Origin of the sequence: Pelagimonas varians (assembly GCF_003208435.1) — a bacterium.
GTDB classification, from domain to species: Bacteria; Pseudomonadota; Alphaproteobacteria; order Rhodobacterales; family Rhodobacteraceae; genus Pelagimonas; species Pelagimonas varians.
The window spans coordinates 77,735-92,073 of record NZ_QKMF01000002.1 but is presented as its reverse complement, the minus strand read 5'-3'; the positions used below and the strand labels follow the sequence as shown (position 1 = coordinate 92,073).

Sequence of the window (14,339 nt, the reverse complement as noted above, 5' to 3'; positions counted from 1 at the left end):
TCCGAGGCGCATGATGGCTGACATTTCAGAACCCATGATGGTCGTACCCTTGGCCGTAGCCGAAGAAATGCGACTAATGCGCGAACAGATCGAGGCCCTAACCGAAGCCGTTAGGCCCATCCTTCAAGACGCTGAATGGCTTTCGGTAAACGATGCTGCAGACAAGTTCAAAGTCAATAGAAACACCATTAACCGCTGGGTGCAGGAGGATCGATTTATGGCCAAAGGGTCAGGCTCTTCAAGACGGGTAAAGGAAAAAGACCGTACCTAATCCAGCAGCTTGGCTAGCTCATTGGCTGGGGCGTTGTAATAGACCATGAGCTGCTTGATATCGCGGTGCCCGATCATTCGGGCCAGTGCCAGGACGTCAAGCTTTCTGGACAATTTGGTTACCGCTGAATGTCTGGAGTCATGGAACGTCAGCCCGTCAATACCCGCCCTATCGCGAATTCGCCGCCAGGCAGCATCCAAATCGGCACTCGACATATCAAACAACCGCTCCTGATTGGGCAACGCCCCGATCAACAGGACTGCTTCAGTCGACAGCGGAACATCTCGACTGTCACCGTTCTTTGTCCGCGACAGATACGCAACCCGCTGATCGAGGTCCAACGCATCAGCGTGAAGGCTCAATATCTCTCCAGCTCGCATCCCCGTTTCCAAAGCAAACCGAAACGCGTGAATGGCCCGCGCACGCTTTGTGCTCAGATCACCTCCTGCAACAAAAACCAGCTTTTCCAGTTCGTCATCAGAAACCAGACGATCGCGCGGCGGCGGCTCTTTCGGGGCTGAGACATCGGCCATTGGGTTGGCATCGATATAACGCCATTCGCGGCGCGCTTGCGTGAGAATCGCTGACATCAAATTGCGCTCACGGCGCACCGTGCCTGGTGCAACCTGACGCAAACGCTTGTCGCGCCAATCGGCCAAGTCATCGGCGGACAAATCGCACATGCGAATTTTGCCAAGTGGATCAACGCGCCATTTCTCAATCCGGGCCACTTCCCATAGATGCCCGCGTTTTGTTGGGCTGACCTCTAACCCATAACGCCGCATCACATCGCCAAAAGGCAAACGACACGAGGTTGATCGCTCATCCTTTAGGCGTGATTCTTCATTCGCAGCCCAGTCTTTAGCCTCTTGTTTTGCTGGGAAAACCTTTGACTTTCGGGTGCCAGATCGGGCAATTTGTGCCCGCCACTTTTTCCCATGCTTGGTTATCGACGCCATTTTTACCCACGTGTGTAATTTGTGGGTAAACAAACACGCCGCAATGGGTCAAATCAACCTAAACAGACCAACTCGGAGTGTCCAATTGTCATAAATTGTTGGGGTATGTGACGGGTTGACCTAAGCCAACCCATCAAATGGTACCCGCGGCCGGACTCGAACCGGCACGGCCTATTAAGCCTGGAGATTTTAAGTCTCCTGTGTCTACCATTCCACCACGCGGGCCAGCTGGCGCGACAATAGCTTTGCTTTCGGCGGTGTAAAGACCCAGAAAGGTTAAAGCTCTTGCCCGGGCAAAGGTTTAAGTAAGTGCCGCTCTGACAACCACGGGTTCAACTCCAAGGCCTCACGCAGGGCTTTTTGGCCTTCCAAATCCCGGCCCAAAGCCAACAGACTCAGCGCGCGCCCCGATAAGGCCCCCAAATGCTTGGGATTTAGCTCCAGTGCCCGCTCCAAGTCAGGTAAAGCCCCTTCGTAATCTTGGCGAAGATAGGTCACAAAAGCACGCTGGTTGTAGCCTTCTGCATAGAAAGGACAGTATCCGACCAGCCGATCGAATCGATCTAAGGCTCTTACAAAATCAAACGCTGCTCGTGCCTGCATTCCCTCATCCAAGATCTCTTGGCTGGCTTCATCAGGGGCATCCGCCCAGTATTGCCACATCTGGTTGGAAACCTTCCGCGCCTCCATATCGCCATCCACCTGCTGAAGCTGATCATACAACACTTGCAGCGGTTCTGAGTGATCTGGAGCGACAGGGCAGCCATCGGCAAATGCACCCCCTGCCAAGAAAAGCGGGATCAAAGATATACGTAGCATATTCTTATGGTGGCGCAGATTTGAAATCCGTCAAGTCACATCCGCGAGACCGTCTTCTTTTACAGCCTCCATCGCGACATAGGTCGACGTAAAAGCAATCCCCGGCAAGGTCGACACTTTTTCAGCCAAAACCCGGCGATACGATCGCATGTCAGCCGTCCGCACTTTGAGCAAGTAGTCAAAGTTACCGGCAATCAGATGCACCTGTTCGATTTCTGGGATATCCGTGGCGGCCGCATTGAACTTGGCCAAAGCAGGTTCGCTGGTGTTATTCATCTTAACTTCAACAAAGGCCACATGGTCCAACCCCAGCTGGATCGGATCAAGGATGGCGCGATAGCCGCGAATGGCTCCCGTCTTTTCCAGTTTACGCAATCGGGCTTGAGTTGGCGATTTGGACAGGCCGATGCGCCGCGCCAGATCTGCAATGGAAATACGCCCTTCTTCGGCCAGTGTTGTCAAAATAGCCCGATCAAACCCGTCCAATTCCGCTCGATCCGTTTGCATGTCGCGTCCCTCATTTTTAAGTCGTATCGCCCGCGCACAACTACATTATCAGGAAAACCGCCGTATTGAAATGCTATATACGGGATTTAGCTTAACTCAAATTGCGACACTTCGAAACCTCGAGCCAAACAGGAACATTGTATGCCGAATAACACATTGCGCTCCCGTATCGACGATCTGACATACACCAACGAAGCTGAGACGATTGCGCATCTTCGCCGCATCGCCGGCCTCGACACGGCACAACGGCAAGGCATCAGTGCCAGAGCAGCGCAATTGGTGCGCGACATTAGATCCAGCACCAAACCCGGCATCATGGAAGTTTTCCTGGCCGAATATGGTCTATCCACCGACGAAGGCATTGCACTGATGTGTCTGGCCGAAGCCCTGTTGCGGGTGCCTGACGCAACCACAATCGACGCCCTGATCGAAGACAAGATTGCACCGTCGAATTGGGGCAAACACATGGGCGCCTCAACATCGCCTTTGGTCAATGCATCAACATGGGCCTTGATGCTGACCGGCAAGGTTCTAACAGAAGACACCCCCGGCCCCGTTGGCCATTTGCGCGGTGCCATCAAACGCTTGGGCGAACCGGTGATCCGCACCGCTGTCGCCCGCGCCATGAAGGAAATGGGCGCGCAATTCGTATTGGGCGAAACCATTCAGTCAGCTATGAAACGCGGGTCGGCAATGGAAGCAAAGGGGTATACCTATAGCTACGATATGCTCGGCGAAGCCGCCCGCACCGAAGCGGACGCCCGCCGGTATCACCTTGCCTATTCGCGGGCAATTTCCGCTATCGCCGAGGCGGCGCACAGCAAGGATATCCGCGAAAACCCCGGCATCTCCGTCAAACTCTCGGCGCTTTATGCCCGCTATGATGAAACGCAGCATACCGCTGTAATGCAAAACCTTGTTCCGCGCCTGCGGTCCTTGGCAGGGCTGGCGCGCTCGGCCGGAATTGGCCTGAACATTGACGCAGAAGAAGCCGACCGCCTGTCCATCTCGCTCGATGTGATCGACGCGGTTCTGAGTGATCCTTCTCTGGCTGGCTGGGATGGATTTGGCGTTGTGGTGCAAGCTTATGGTCAGCGCGCCGGGGCGGTGATTGATTACTTGAATGACATCGCCACTAAGCACGACCGCCGGATCATGGTACGTTTGGTCAAAGGGGCCTATTGGGACAGCGAAATCAAGAAGGCGCAAGTTGCGGGCCTCGAAGGATTTCCGGTTTTCACGTCTAAAACCAACACCGATATGTCCTATATCGCCAATGCCCGCAAATTGCTGGGCATGACCGACCGGATTTATCCGCAGTTTGCCACCCATAATGCCCACACAGTTGCTGCCATCTTGCACATGGCGGAAGACAAACAAGCCTTCGAATTCCAGCGCTTGCATGGCATGGGCGAAACCCTGCATTCCTTGGTCAAAGACCAAAATCAAACCCGTTGCCGGATTTATGCACCTGTTGGGGCACACCGCGATCTGCTGGCCTATTTGGTGCGCCGACTTTTGGAAAACGGGGCGAATTCGTCTTTCGTCAACCAGATCGTGGACGAAGAGGTTGCACCAGAGGTGGTCGCTGCCGATCCGTTTGAGGCTGCACCAGTTGCCTCTTTGACCGCAGGCCCGGATCTGTTTCAACCCGAGCGGCCAAACTCCCTTGGCTTCGATCTACGTGACCGTCCGACGCTGCAACATATCGAAGATGCGCGGCAACCGTTTCACGCCAACCAATGGCACGGTGCTCCGCTTTGCGCATCGGAAGGCATCACGGGCGACACGTCCCAAGTGCTCAACCCATCCGATCCAAACGAAATCGTGGGTCAAATTACTTGGGCCACGCCAGAGACTGTTGCCCTTGCCGCCAGCTCCGCCCGACCTTGGCTGGCCAGCCCGCAAGAACGCTGCGCCACTTTGAACCGTGCCGCTGATCTTCTTGAACAAAACTTCGGAGAACTGTTTGCTTTGCTACATCGCGAAGCCGGTAAAACCATGCTGGATGTCGTCGCCGAATTGCGTGAGGCAGTGGATTTTTTGCGGTATTATGCAGCCCGCACCAACGGCGCACCAGCGCGCGGTGTCATCGCCTGCATTTCTCCTTGGAACTTTCCCTTGGCCATTTTTACAGGGCAAATTTCAGCGGCTTTGGCGGCAGGGAATGCCGTGCTGGCCAAACCGGCCGAACAGACCCCGCTGATCGCCTATCGGGCAGTGCAATTGCTGCACGACGCCGGTGTTCCAAGGTCCGTCCTGCAGCTTTTGCCCGGAGCAGGGGATGTTGGGGCCGCGCTGACATCGCAACCACAGGTATCGGGCGTAGCCTTTACCGGCTCAACTGCAACGGCACAGATCATTCACGCATCCGTCGCCAAGCACTTGGCACCGGGCACCCCCCTGATTGCGGAAACCGGCGGGTTGAATGCAATGATCGTCGACAGCACTGCATTGCCTGAACAAGCAGTCCAAGCCATTGTGGAATCCGCCTTTCAATCCGCAGGTCAACGGTGCTCGGCCCTACGCTGTCTGTATGTGCAAGAGGACATCGCCAAAGGCTTCCTTGAAATGCTGACGGGCGCAATGGACAGTTTGGTCGCCACCACACCGTGGGATTTGCGCAGCGACCTTGGCGCTGTGATCGACCAAGAGGCACGCGCTGGCATTATGGAACACATTGACGCGGCCCAGTCAGAGGGGCGCGAGCTGAAACGCTGCACTGTCCCGACAAACGGGTACTACGTGCCGCCCACCCTGATCCGTGTGAACAGTATCGCCGATATGACCCGCGAAATTTTTGGGCCAGTGCTGCATGTCGCCACGTTCAAGGCGACTGAAATCGACGATGTCATTGATGCAATCAACGCCACGGGCTATGGCCTGACCTTTGGGCTGATGACCCGCATCGACGACCGCGTTCAACACGTCACCGAACGCGTGCACGCGGGCAATATCTATGTCAATCGCAACCAGATCGGGGCCATCGTTGGCAGTCAGCCGTTCGGCGGAGAAGGCCTTTCGGGGACTGGCCCCAAAGCCGGCGGGCCGTTCTATGTGGACCGCTTCCGGCACACACAGGCCCCGACAACGGGAACCCCTTGGGCCGGAAGCGATAGCGTAGAACGGGTTCAACGCACCCTTGCGTCTGCTCCAAAGCCGAACATACCAACAACACAAGAGCTGCCTGGCCCAACCGGTGAAACCAACCAGCACAGCCACGTTTCCCGTCCTCCTGTCCTGTGCCTTGGCCCCGGTGCGGAAACCGCACGCCGTCAAGCGCAAGCCGTGCAAGAGTTGGGAGGCTGTGCTGTAGAGATCCAAGGTGCCCTGCCAGCTGAGGCTTTGCGCGCGCTCACCGGCTTTTCGGGTGCATTATGGTGGGGCGACAATGACACCGCCCGTGCCTACCGCCAAGCTTTGGCCGCACGAACCGGCCCTCTGCTGCCGCTTGTCACAGATGCACCCGACATTGCGCATGTCCGGGCGGAACGGCATGTGTGCATTGATACCACGGCCGCTGGCGGCAATGCAGCGCTTCTGGCCGGAGCCGACTAAACTCGTTCTCAAGGCGGGACCATTCAGTTCCGCCTTGACGCTGGCGCGCAGGCTGCCAATCTTGGCCGCATGTTCCCAATTCGCGATCACAACCCGTCAGGGCGCACGCCCTATGTCACCTACGCCCTGCTTTTCATCAATGTGATGGTCATGATCGCAGCATCGCAATTGGTGGTATCACCGCGTGACCAGTTGGCTTTTTATGCTGACTTTGCCTTGGTTCCGGTATTCTTGAGCGAAGGACACGGATTTGCCGGATTGGTCACTTCCATGTTTTTGCATGGCGGCTGGATGCACCTTGCTGGCAACATGTTGTTTTTGTATATTTTCGGCGACAACCTAGAAGATGAAATGGGCCACCTCGGTTTTGCACTGTTTTATCTCGCCGCAGGCATTGCCGCAGGATTGATCCACTATCTTTCTGCCCCCTACTCTAATGTTCCTACCGTGGGTGCCTCTGGCGCAATTGCTGGTGTCATGGGCGGGTACTTACTGCTCTACCCCAAGGCGCGGGTAGATATCATTCTGATCTTGATCATCTTTTTTAAAATTTTCCCTATCCCCGCTTGGATCGTCCTCGCCGTCTGGTTCGCGATGCAGGTGTTTGGTGGTATCGGCAGTGACCCCTTGACCGGCGGGGTTGCCTATTGGGCCCATGCGGGCGGCTTTGTCGCGGGGCTTGTACTGGCTGTGCCGACCTTTTTACGGCTTGGCGGTACAAGCTTTTGGCACAAACACCATGGGCAGCCGCCCCACCCCGAAGCCCGCTATTCCGTAACCAGTATTCCAAGGATTCCGAAGAAATGACTGACCCTGTCACAGCGGCCTGCCACTGCAGAGCCGTTATATTGCGCGTCACCCTAAGCGATGGGCTGAACACCGCGCGGCGATGCGACTGTTCATTCTGCCGGCGTCGAGGTGCCCCTGCAGTCTCTGCCCCTTTGGGCGGGATCGAAGTTATCCAAGGGGCAGAAAAGCTGACGCAGTATTCGTTCAACACACATACCGCCAAACACCACTTCTGTTCCGTTTGCGGGATCTATATGTACCATCAGCGCCGCTCGAATCCGAACGAATTTGGCGTCAATTTATATGCGCTGGAAGGGGTGGAGCCATCCGATATGGAACCAATCGGATGGGTGGACGGGGTGAACCACCCGTCGGATAAACCCAATACATAAACAGATCTGCAAAGTCAGACCTGCCGATGCACAGCGACCCTTCGTTACTTGGGGTCGCGGATTGTTTTGGCCAAGCTGCTAAAGATATCGTTGTTGGCGCATAGCAGGCTTCCGCTAGCCAATGGGTCTTGATCCGGGCGAATGCCTTCTACCAGCGCACCGGCTTCTTTGACGATCAAATAACCGGCAGCGATGTCCCAAAGGTTCAGCTCCCGCTCCCAGTAGCCGTCATAGCGGCCAGCGGCGACATATGCCAAATCCAGCGCAGCAGAGCCAAAGCGGCGAACACCAGCGCATTCAGGCATCAAGCGGGCCAGATCCTTGAGCGTGGCAGGCAACGTGCGTTTCGCAGCAAAGGGGATACCTGTGGCAAACACACCTTCGATCATACGGCGGCGGCCGGATACACGGATCCGGTTGCTGTCGTTCAACCAGGCACCGGTGCCTTTTTCAGCGTAAAACATTTCGTCTTTGGCCGGGTCAAAAATCACGCCGGCAACAATTTGGCCTTTGTGTTCAAGCGCAATCGAAACAGCCCAATGCGGAAGTCCGTGCAGAAAGTTTGTGGTGCCGTCCAATGGATCAACGATCCAGCGGCGGGTTGGATCCACACCCGCGATCTCTTCGCTTTCCTCGGCCAGCCATCCATAGGTCGGCCGTGCGCCCAGCAATTCCTCTTTCAAGATCGCCTCTGCCGCGATGTCAGCGCGCGATACAAAGTCGCCAGCGCCCTTCATCGAAACTTGGAGGTTCTCGACCTCACGGAAATCCTTGACCAAGGAACGCCCCGCTTTTCGCGCGGCTTTGATCATGATGTTTAGATTTGCACTGCCTTGCATGGCTGGGCCCCGTGAATAAAATGTCGTGGAAACAGGTCAGGCCGCGCTATACGCGGCCTGAAGCCAAAAGCCAAGCAAGAAGCGATTAACGGTACACAACACCCTTTTCGCCGACTGGCGCATAGGCCCGCGGCGCTGGTTTGGGGGCCGAGACACGGCGGGCTTTGCCCGGACGGTCGATATAGGCACCTGCGTTAGGTTTTCCACAGCAAACAACGCCGCCTATAGTCACCGGCTGCAAACCGGCAGGGCAGTAATTTGGCGCATGATACGCATGAACCAACGCGTTTGAATTCGGGTTATGCGTCGCATCCCCCATGTACATGTCGCCCCAGGCCATCGCAGCTGATCCGGTTACGACCAAGGCAGCGGCTGTCGCCATAATACGTGCAAAATGCATAATTTCCCCCATTCGTGACAAATAAAACCTAGTGTTTTCCTTAAGCTACCAGCAGATGCGCGATAGTCAATTTATTCATGTGCAAAACCAAGGGAATCGCCTGAAAACAGCGTGATTCGGGGCGTTTGGGGGGCGCAGATCTGATGCAGTTGCGTAAATCCTACCGAAATTGAAACAATTCCACCCACGATCACACATCTGTTCACAGCGGCTTGATAGGGGCTTTTGCGAGCCTGCCCCTTTGCGCATCTTGGTCTCAGACGCCCACAACACGGAGCCCAAAATGACACAGATTTCCCGCCGCAGCTTCCTTGGTCGGTCCCTTGCCGGACTCGCACTTGCCGCCCCCGCCGTCTTGGCTACATCCCACGCGGCCATGGCAGCCGAACCTGAAATTTACGCCGAAGGTGGAATCGCAATCGACGGATCAGACGCCGTTGCATATTTTGATGGCAACGGCCCTGTTACCGGGTCCGCAGACTTCACCGTCGATTGGAAAGGCAGCACATGGCAGTTTGCATCCGCAGAAAACGCCGCCAAGTTTAAGGCCGACCCTGAGGCCTATGCGCCTCAGTTTGGCGGCTACTGCGCATACGCCGCATCCTTGGGATATGTCGCCCCCACATTGCCAGAGGCCTGGACGATCTATGAAGGCAAATTGTACCTGAACGCCAACCTGAGGGCCCGCGAGCTGTGGCTCAAAGACGTCCCCGGCAACATCGCCAAAGGCGAGGCGAATTGGCCCGGAATTTTAGGATAAACTGTCGCTTTTGGGTGTATTCCGATTTTGACCGTTGTTCGGCAAAGGTCGGTATTGGGTTTATTTTCAATCCAGTACCGGCCCAAACCTGCACAAACCACCCCAAAACACCACGACAAGTCTCTTAACGGGCCAGAAAGGTTGAGCATCTATCATTTAGGGGACTGATTCCAATAAATAGGTCTGCCGGTGTCCAGTGAAACAAACCCACCTTCGTCGCCCGAACCAATCCAAACCTATCGCATCCACGAACGATATTGTTCCAATCTAACCGGATTTGTGCAGGCAAATGGCCAAAAATTTGCTTGCCGTATTACAGACGTGTCGCCCTTCGGGGCAAAGGTTGAATTCAAAGGCGAGGCAAAAGCGATTGGGGACAACCAAACCGTTACGCTGCGCGTTCCCAAGGTCGGAAAATGCACAGCAAAGCTTTGTTGGATCGACCCTCAGAATGCTGGAATAGAATTTTTGATTTCGGATGCAGAAAAAGGCGCTTTGGAAGATTTCTTGATGAACGTACTCGCCGAGGACCATTAAACTCGGCTTAGAGCAGCTTTTGGCTTGGCTGACATACAAATAAAAATGGCCTGCCCCTCTTTTTGTGAGAGTGCAGGCCAAAGAGCGGCACCGCCGGTGCCATGGCAGCCGAACCCAAAGGCTAACTGCCGTTGCGTTCAAGCAAGGATCGCAATGCAATGGGCGACAGTGGAAATAGGCTTTGGCGCGATGTTGCTGGCAAAGTTGGACGATCAATCATCTTCTTCCCTTCCATGACATTCCATCCAAACCTAAGCGTTGCCCGGACAAGCGTCATGGGGAGAATCCCCCAGACATTCCCAGCAGGGGGGTGGACAGGCTCAATTGCCTAACCTTTCATCAAACGATCCGCCTTTTTGCGAACCAACACGGTTCTGAGGTCATGCATCGCAAGCAAAAGCGAATCGGTCACCTCTTCAAGCTGCTCCGGGCTGGCCTTGGACTGCACCCATTGGGTTGTGGTATTCATATGGTCAATCGCGCGCTGGATATCGTCGATGTCGCGCAATGCCAACAAAGCCTTACGCTCCACCATCCAGCGGTTGATCTCCAGTTTGTCTTGCTCTGTCAGCTCGCGGCCCCCTTGGGGTTTGATCTCTCCCCTGTTCAGATTGACAACTGCAATCTGATCCAATTCGATCCGCCGCTGACGGTTTTCTGTGTCCACAAGAAACACGGCCGCGCCATTGTCACGGATGCGGAAATAATAGGTTGGAAGGTCGCCTGACATATCAGATCCTTAGCTTAAACCGTCACAAAAACGGGCGATGCGCGTGCACGCCTCACTCAGGGCTTCGTCCGATGTAGCGTAGCTGACACGGAAGTTGGGGGACAGCCCAAAGGCCGCGCCAAAAACCACCGCAACGCCCTCTTCCTCTAGCAAGGCTTTGCAGAATGCTTCGTCACTATCGATGGCAGCGCCGCCAGCCGACGTTTTGCCCATGCAATCCGCAACCGACGGATAAACATAAAACGCACCTTCCGGGGTTTCGCAGGTGATGCCCGTGCAGGCATTCAACCCGGCAACCACAAGATTACGCCGACGCAAAAATGCTTGCGCCCGCTCTGCAAGAAAGCCCTGCGGCCCGTTCAAGGCCTCAACTGCGGCCCATTGACTAATCGAACACGGGTTGGTGGTTGATTGCCCTTGGATCTTGCGCATCGCGGCGATTAAATGCTCCGGTCCGCCTGCATATCCAATACGCCAGCCGGTCATCGCATAGGCCTTGGACACCCCGTTAACAGTCAAGGTGCGGTCATAGAGGCGCGGTTCAATTTGCGCAGGCGTGGTGAATTCGAACCCGTCATAGGCAAGGTGTTCGTACATGTCATCGCTCATCACCCAAACATGTTCGTGGCGCATCAAAACCTCGGTCAGCGCTTTTAGCTCATCGCGGCTATAGCCTGCCCCGGTCGGGTTGGATGGCGAATTAAAGATCAGCCATTTCGTTTTGGGCGTGATTGCAGCCTCTAATGCGTCGGGCGTGATCTTGTATCCCAACTGACGCTCGCCCGTTACGATCACCGGCTCGCCTCCGCCCAATCGCACCATATCGGGGTAGCTTACCCAGTAGGGCGCGGGGATTATGACCTCGTCCCCCGGATTCAACGTCGCCATCAGCGCGTTGTAAAGAACCTGCTTGCCGCCAGTTGAAACGCTGATTTGCTGCGGGGCGTAATCCAGTTCATTTTCCCGTTTGAACTTGGCACAAATCGCTTGCTTCAATTCCAAGATTCCGTCCGGCGCGGTATACTTCGTTTTTCCCGCCTCAATCGCCGCTATTGCAGCAGCTTTGATGTTGTCGGGCGTGTCAAAGTCCGGTTCACCGGCCCCAAGGCCAATGACATCCCGGCCCGCAGCCTTAAGCTCGGCCGCAAGCTGCGTCACCGCCACCGTTGGGGAAGGTTTAACACGATCAAGGGTCTGCGACAGAAAGGACATAGGGCACCTATTTGTAAAAACGCAGTTCTTGTCATAGTTTGCACACGGACCTCGATCAAGCGGTCCGAAAGGGAGAATTTTTCACCATGAGCGAAGATTTTGACTGGTACGGACCGGAATCCGCAACTTTCGGTGACCGCCTAGCCGCCGCACGTGAGGCCGCAAGCATGACCCAAGGGGCATTGGCCAAACGCCTGGGTGTTAAACTCAAAAGCCTGCAAAACTGGGAAGAAGACCTGTCAGAGCCACGCGCCAACCGGCTGTCCATGCTGGCGGGCATCTTGAATGTTTCGATGGTCTGGCTCATCACCGGCGAAGGCGAAGGCCTGACCGATCCGGATGAGGACGACACCTTGTCCCCCGATGTGAACGAAGTTCTGGTTGAGCTGCGGTCTTTGCGAGCGCAATTCAAATCCCGCACCGATCAGTTGGGCCGCTTGGAAAAGAAACTGCGAATTTTGCTAAAGGACCAACCTCAACATGACTGAAACCCGTGACACCCGCCTGCGCCGGCTAAAAATGCGATCGATGCGCCGGGGCACCAAAGAAATGGACATCTTGTTGATGCGCTATAGCGCGGAACGCATGGGCGAGTTGTCAGACATCGAGCTGGACGCCTATGAGGCGCTTCTGGATGAGAACGATCAAGATATCTACCAGTGGATTTCACAGCAAAAGCCGTCACCCGAAGAACATAAACCGACCGTGGCCGACATTATCCGCATCGCGGCCAGCGCCTAAGCACTTTTCCGCCGCTTTGCCCGCAGCTGCCCTAAGATTGCGGATTCCGTCCCTACCCCTGAACGTGTTAGCCTGCCCTCGACACTGGCTTTTGGGTTACGGGGCACGGCATGCAGGTATCGCGGCGAAATTTCACATTGGGCGCATCTGCCTTCGTTCTGGCGGGCTGTAGTGGCGGCGGAACGGCACAGGTTTCATCGGCAGGCAAAACTGATCCGGCGTTTTTACCGCAACCCAACGCTTCTTATGACGCATGGGTCGCAAATTTTAAGACGCGTGCCCAATCGCGCGGGATCTCCAGCGCGACATTGTCAGCTGCATTTCGCGGTCAGGGCTATTTGCCCGGTGTGATCGAACGCGACCGCAACCAAACCGAATTCAAACGTTCGCTCGAAGATTATCTGGCCATCGTTGCGCCCGAAGAAAAAGTAAGTATTGGCCGCAAAGCCTATGCAGGTCAGCGCAAGGCGCTGTCACAGGTTGAGGCGCAATATGGCGTGCCCTCCAATGTCTTGGCCTCGATCTGGGGGCTAGAGAGTTACTTTGGCACCAAGCGTGGCACCATTCCGGTGATTTCAGCCACATCGACCCTAGCTTGGGAAGGGCGGCGCGGAAGGTTCTTTGAATCCAATCTGATGAACGCCCTGCGTATTGTCCAATCCGGCGATGCAAAGCCCAGCCAGTTGGTTGGCAGTTGGGCCGGTGCCATGGGTCACACCCAGCTGATCCCAGACGCCTACCAAGCCCATGCGGTTGATTTCGATGGCGATGGCAAGCGCGATATCTGGTCTAACAACCCGATTGATGCCTTTGCCACCACAGCGCGGTTCTTGCAAAAAGCCGGTTGGCGCAAAGGTCAGCTTTGGGGGCTTGAGGTGATTTTACCGTCGGGCTTTGACGCAGGAATAGGCCACAATAACAAACGGAGCGCCGATAGCTGGCGCGCGTTGGGCGTAAAACCTGCGGCAGGTGGAAGCCTGCCCAACCACGGCACTGCCGCAATTCTTGCCCCTATGGGCAAAGGCACACCGGCATTTTTGGTGTTCCACAACTTCAATATGATCAAGCGGTATAACCCGTCCGACAACTATGCGCTTGGCGTGGGATATATGGCAGGCCTTCTTGCTGGCGGCGGGCCCTTAAAAACGCCCTTCGGGCGCGACAAAAACGGCTTGGATCTGAACGACCGCAAAGCGCTGCAAAGCGGATTGACCCGCGCCGGTTTTGATGCGGGCCGACCTGATGGCGTGATTGGCAAAAAGACAGAAGCTGCCATTCGCGGATTTGAAGCCTCTAAGGGATTGCCCGTGACCGGAACACCCTCGGTATCCTTGCTAAAACTGCTGCGTTAAGCACGGTCTGCCGCCTGCCCGATCAATTCGCGTACGGCGGCAGTCTGCAATTCTTGCATGCTGGTAATTTTGATATGGCGGCGCAACTTGCCTGCACCATGCAAAATACCTGTCGGATCGGCCAAATTGACCCCTTTGGTGAACTCGATGTTCATATGGTTTTTGTAAAAGAAATAGCCCCCGAATTGGCTGCTGGCGTCGCCCGCCACTGCCTCAAAAAGCTTGCCGCCGTATTTGGGAACAAACCTCACTTCAGGGCAGATCTCAAGCAGCAGTTCAACCACTGCGGCGTCCAATTCCGCTGTTATCTGGGCATCCATCACGAAGTCCTATCCAAGGCAAATTTTCAATGCTTAGATTAAACCACGGGTGTTCGCGCGTGTCAGCCAAGTCGCCAAACCAAAAGCGTCATGGTGACAAAAAAAGGGCGGGAAACCCCCGCCCCATATTTGCAGTTCACCTATTGATCACAC

Annotated in this window: 17 protein-coding genes and 1 tRNA gene; 9 read left to right on the top strand and 9 right to left on the bottom strand. The window is 55.5% G+C overall.

Going from position 1 to position 14,339, the window contains the following annotated elements; genetic code table 11:
* The first annotated feature begins 13 nt into the window (after window positions 1-13).
* Window positions 14-271: a helix-turn-helix domain-containing protein gene (locus C8N36_RS24070; RefSeq protein WP_170125781.1), complete on the top strand. Its 258-nt coding sequence runs from the start codon at window positions 14-16 to the stop codon at window positions 269-271.
* Here C8N36_RS24070 and C8N36_RS02785 read toward each other — a convergent pair.
* From C8N36_RS02785 to C8N36_RS02770, 4 genes are all read right to left on the bottom strand, one after another.
* Window positions 268-1,230 carry a tyrosine-type recombinase/integrase gene (locus tag C8N36_RS02785; protein ID WP_097803106.1) on the bottom strand — a complete coding sequence of 321 codons (963 nt, stop codon included), beginning with the start codon at window positions 1,228-1,230 and terminating at the stop codon, window positions 268-270. The genes C8N36_RS24070 and C8N36_RS02785 overlap by 4 nt on opposite strands.
* Before the next feature lie 138 nt (window positions 1,231-1,368).
* Window positions 1,369-1,455 (bottom strand) — tRNA-Leu (locus C8N36_RS02780).
* A gap of 51 nt (window positions 1,456-1,506) precedes the next feature.
* Window positions 1,507-2,049: a tetratricopeptide repeat protein gene (locus C8N36_RS02775; RefSeq protein WP_097803105.1), complete on the bottom strand. Its 543-nt coding sequence runs from the start codon at window positions 2,047-2,049 to the stop codon at window positions 1,507-1,509.
* Between the two features lie 30 nt (window positions 2,050-2,079).
* The gene (locus C8N36_RS02770) at window positions 2,080-2,556 is read right to left on the bottom strand and encodes an Lrp/AsnC family transcriptional regulator (protein WP_097803104.1); all 477 of its coding nucleotides are present in this window, start codon (window positions 2,554-2,556) and stop codon (window positions 2,080-2,082) included.
* Between the two features lie 141 nt (window positions 2,557-2,697).
* Here C8N36_RS02770 and putA point away from each other — a divergent pair, with 141 nt between their 5' ends.
* The 3 genes from putA (at window position 2,698) to C8N36_RS02755 (ending at window position 7,295) form a co-directional block, all read left to right on the top strand.
* Entirely contained in the window at window positions 2,698-6,114 is a 3,417-nt protein-coding gene (putA, locus tag C8N36_RS02765) for a bifunctional proline dehydrogenase/L-glutamate gamma-semialdehyde dehydrogenase PutA (protein WP_097803103.1), read from the top strand.
* Window positions 6,115-6,183: 69 nt separating this feature from the next.
* Window positions 6,184-6,921, top strand: coding sequence for a rhomboid family intramembrane serine protease (locus tag C8N36_RS02760; RefSeq protein ID WP_097803102.1), 738 nt, complete (start codon window positions 6,184-6,186; stop codon window positions 6,919-6,921).
* A complete protein-coding gene (locus tag C8N36_RS02755) occupies window positions 6,918-7,295 on the top strand; it encodes a GFA family protein (RefSeq protein ID WP_097803101.1) in 378 nt (125 codons plus the stop codon). The genes C8N36_RS02760 and C8N36_RS02755 overlap by 4 nt, the downstream gene beginning before the upstream one ends.
* A gap of 44 nt (window positions 7,296-7,339) precedes the next feature.
* Here the strand turns inward: C8N36_RS02755 and C8N36_RS02750 are convergent, their stop codons facing one another.
* Both C8N36_RS02750 and C8N36_RS02745 read right to left on the bottom strand, forming a co-directional pair.
* The gene (locus C8N36_RS02750) at window positions 7,340-8,134 is read right to left on the bottom strand and encodes an inositol monophosphatase family protein (RefSeq protein ID WP_097803100.1); all 795 of its coding nucleotides are present in this window, start codon (window positions 8,132-8,134) and stop codon (window positions 7,340-7,342) included.
* A gap of 85 nt (window positions 8,135-8,219) precedes the next feature.
* On the bottom strand, window positions 8,220-8,534 hold the full coding sequence (locus C8N36_RS02745; protein WP_097803392.1) for a hypothetical protein: 315 nt from the start codon (window positions 8,532-8,534) through the stop codon (window positions 8,220-8,222).
* Between the two features lie 283 nt (window positions 8,535-8,817).
* On the opposite strand from C8N36_RS02745, the gene C8N36_RS02740 reads away from it, so the two are divergent.
* Window positions 8,818-9,294 carry a YHS domain-containing (seleno)protein gene (locus C8N36_RS02740; RefSeq protein WP_097803391.1) on the top strand — a complete coding sequence of 159 codons (477 nt, stop codon included), beginning with the start codon at window positions 8,818-8,820 and terminating at the stop codon, window positions 9,292-9,294.
* A gap of 189 nt (window positions 9,295-9,483) precedes the next feature.
* The gene (locus C8N36_RS02735) at window positions 9,484-9,831 is read left to right on the top strand and encodes a PilZ domain-containing protein (RefSeq protein WP_170125780.1); all 348 of its coding nucleotides are present in this window, start codon (window positions 9,484-9,486) and stop codon (window positions 9,829-9,831) included.
* Between the two features lie 328 nt (window positions 9,832-10,159).
* Here C8N36_RS02735 and C8N36_RS02730 read toward each other — a convergent pair whose 3' ends face one another.
* Entirely contained in the window at window positions 10,160-10,561 is a 402-nt protein-coding gene (locus C8N36_RS02730) for a hypothetical protein (RefSeq protein WP_097803098.1), read from the bottom strand.
* A 9-nt stretch (window positions 10,562-10,570) separates the two neighbouring features.
* A complete protein-coding gene (locus tag C8N36_RS02725) occupies window positions 10,571-11,773 on the bottom strand; it encodes a pyridoxal phosphate-dependent aminotransferase (protein ID WP_097803097.1) in 1,203 nt (400 codons plus the stop codon).
* An 86-nt stretch (window positions 11,774-11,859) separates the two neighbouring features.
* Here C8N36_RS02725 and C8N36_RS02720 point away from each other — a divergent pair, with 86 nt between their 5' ends.
* The 3 genes from C8N36_RS02720 to C8N36_RS02710 all read left to right on the top strand — a co-directional run bounded on the left by C8N36_RS02720 (window position 11,860) and on the right by C8N36_RS02710 (window position 13,866).
* A complete protein-coding gene (locus C8N36_RS02720; RefSeq protein ID WP_097803096.1) occupies window positions 11,860-12,261 on the top strand; it encodes a helix-turn-helix domain-containing protein in 402 nt (133 codons plus the stop codon).
* Entirely contained in the window at window positions 12,254-12,514 is a 261-nt protein-coding gene (locus C8N36_RS02715) for an FAD assembly factor SdhE (RefSeq protein WP_097803095.1), read from the top strand. The genes C8N36_RS02720 and C8N36_RS02715 overlap by 8 nt, the downstream gene beginning before the upstream one ends.
* Window positions 12,515-12,624: 110 nt before the next feature.
* The gene (locus C8N36_RS02710) at window positions 12,625-13,866 is read left to right on the top strand and encodes a lytic murein transglycosylase (RefSeq protein WP_097803094.1); all 1,242 of its coding nucleotides are present in this window, start codon (window positions 12,625-12,627) and stop codon (window positions 13,864-13,866) included.
* Here C8N36_RS02710 and C8N36_RS02705 read toward each other — a convergent pair.
* Complete coding sequence (locus tag C8N36_RS02705) at window positions 13,863-14,186, bottom strand: DUF1801 domain-containing protein (RefSeq protein ID WP_097803093.1); 324 nt, start codon at window positions 14,184-14,186, stop codon at window positions 13,863-13,865. The genes C8N36_RS02710 and C8N36_RS02705 overlap by 4 nt on opposite strands.
* Between the last annotated feature and the right edge of the window lie 153 nt (window positions 14,187-14,339).

Excerpts from the sequence above, each read along its gene's own strand:
- C8N36_RS24070 (WP_170125781.1), top strand. The coding sequence starts at position 14 with ATGGCTGACATTTCAGAACCCATGATGGTCGTACCCTTGGCCGTAGCC.
- C8N36_RS02785 (WP_097803106.1), bottom strand. The coding sequence starts at position 1,230 with ATGGCGTCGATAACCAAGCATGGGAAAAAGTGGCGGGCACAAATTGCC.
- C8N36_RS02775 (WP_097803105.1), bottom strand. The coding sequence starts at position 2,049 with ATGCTACGTATATCTTTGATCCCGCTTTTCTTGGCAGGGGGTGCATTT.
- C8N36_RS02770 (WP_097803104.1), bottom strand. The coding sequence starts at position 2,556 with ATGCAAACGGATCGAGCGGAATTGGACGGGTTTGATCGGGCTATTTTG.
- putA (WP_097803103.1), top strand. The coding sequence starts at position 2,698 with ATGCCGAATAACACATTGCGCTCCCGTATCGACGATCTGACATACACC.
- C8N36_RS02760 (WP_097803102.1), top strand. The coding sequence starts at position 6,184 with ATGTTCCCAATTCGCGATCACAACCCGTCAGGGCGCACGCCCTATGTC.
- C8N36_RS02755 (WP_097803101.1), top strand. The coding sequence starts at position 6,918 with ATGACTGACCCTGTCACAGCGGCCTGCCACTGCAGAGCCGTTATATTG.
- C8N36_RS02750 (WP_097803100.1), bottom strand. The coding sequence starts at position 8,134 with ATGCAAGGCAGTGCAAATCTAAACATCATGATCAAAGCCGCGCGAAAA.
- C8N36_RS02745 (WP_097803392.1), bottom strand. The coding sequence starts at position 8,534 with ATGCATTTTGCACGTATTATGGCGACAGCCGCTGCCTTGGTCGTAACC.
- C8N36_RS02740 (WP_097803391.1), top strand. The coding sequence starts at position 8,818 with ATGACACAGATTTCCCGCCGCAGCTTCCTTGGTCGGTCCCTTGCCGGA.
- C8N36_RS02730 (WP_097803098.1), bottom strand. The coding sequence starts at position 10,561 with ATGTCAGGCGACCTTCCAACCTATTATTTCCGCATCCGTGACAATGGC.
- C8N36_RS02725 (WP_097803097.1), bottom strand. The coding sequence starts at position 11,773 with ATGTCCTTTCTGTCGCAGACCCTTGATCGTGTTAAACCTTCCCCAACG.
- C8N36_RS02720 (WP_097803096.1), top strand. The coding sequence starts at position 11,860 with ATGAGCGAAGATTTTGACTGGTACGGACCGGAATCCGCAACTTTCGGT.
- C8N36_RS02715 (WP_097803095.1), top strand. The coding sequence starts at position 12,254 with ATGACTGAAACCCGTGACACCCGCCTGCGCCGGCTAAAAATGCGATCG.
- C8N36_RS02710 (WP_097803094.1), top strand. The coding sequence starts at position 12,625 with ATGCAGGTATCGCGGCGAAATTTCACATTGGGCGCATCTGCCTTCGTT.
- C8N36_RS02705 (WP_097803093.1), bottom strand. The coding sequence starts at position 14,186 with ATGGATGCCCAGATAACAGCGGAATTGGACGCCGCAGTGGTTGAACTG.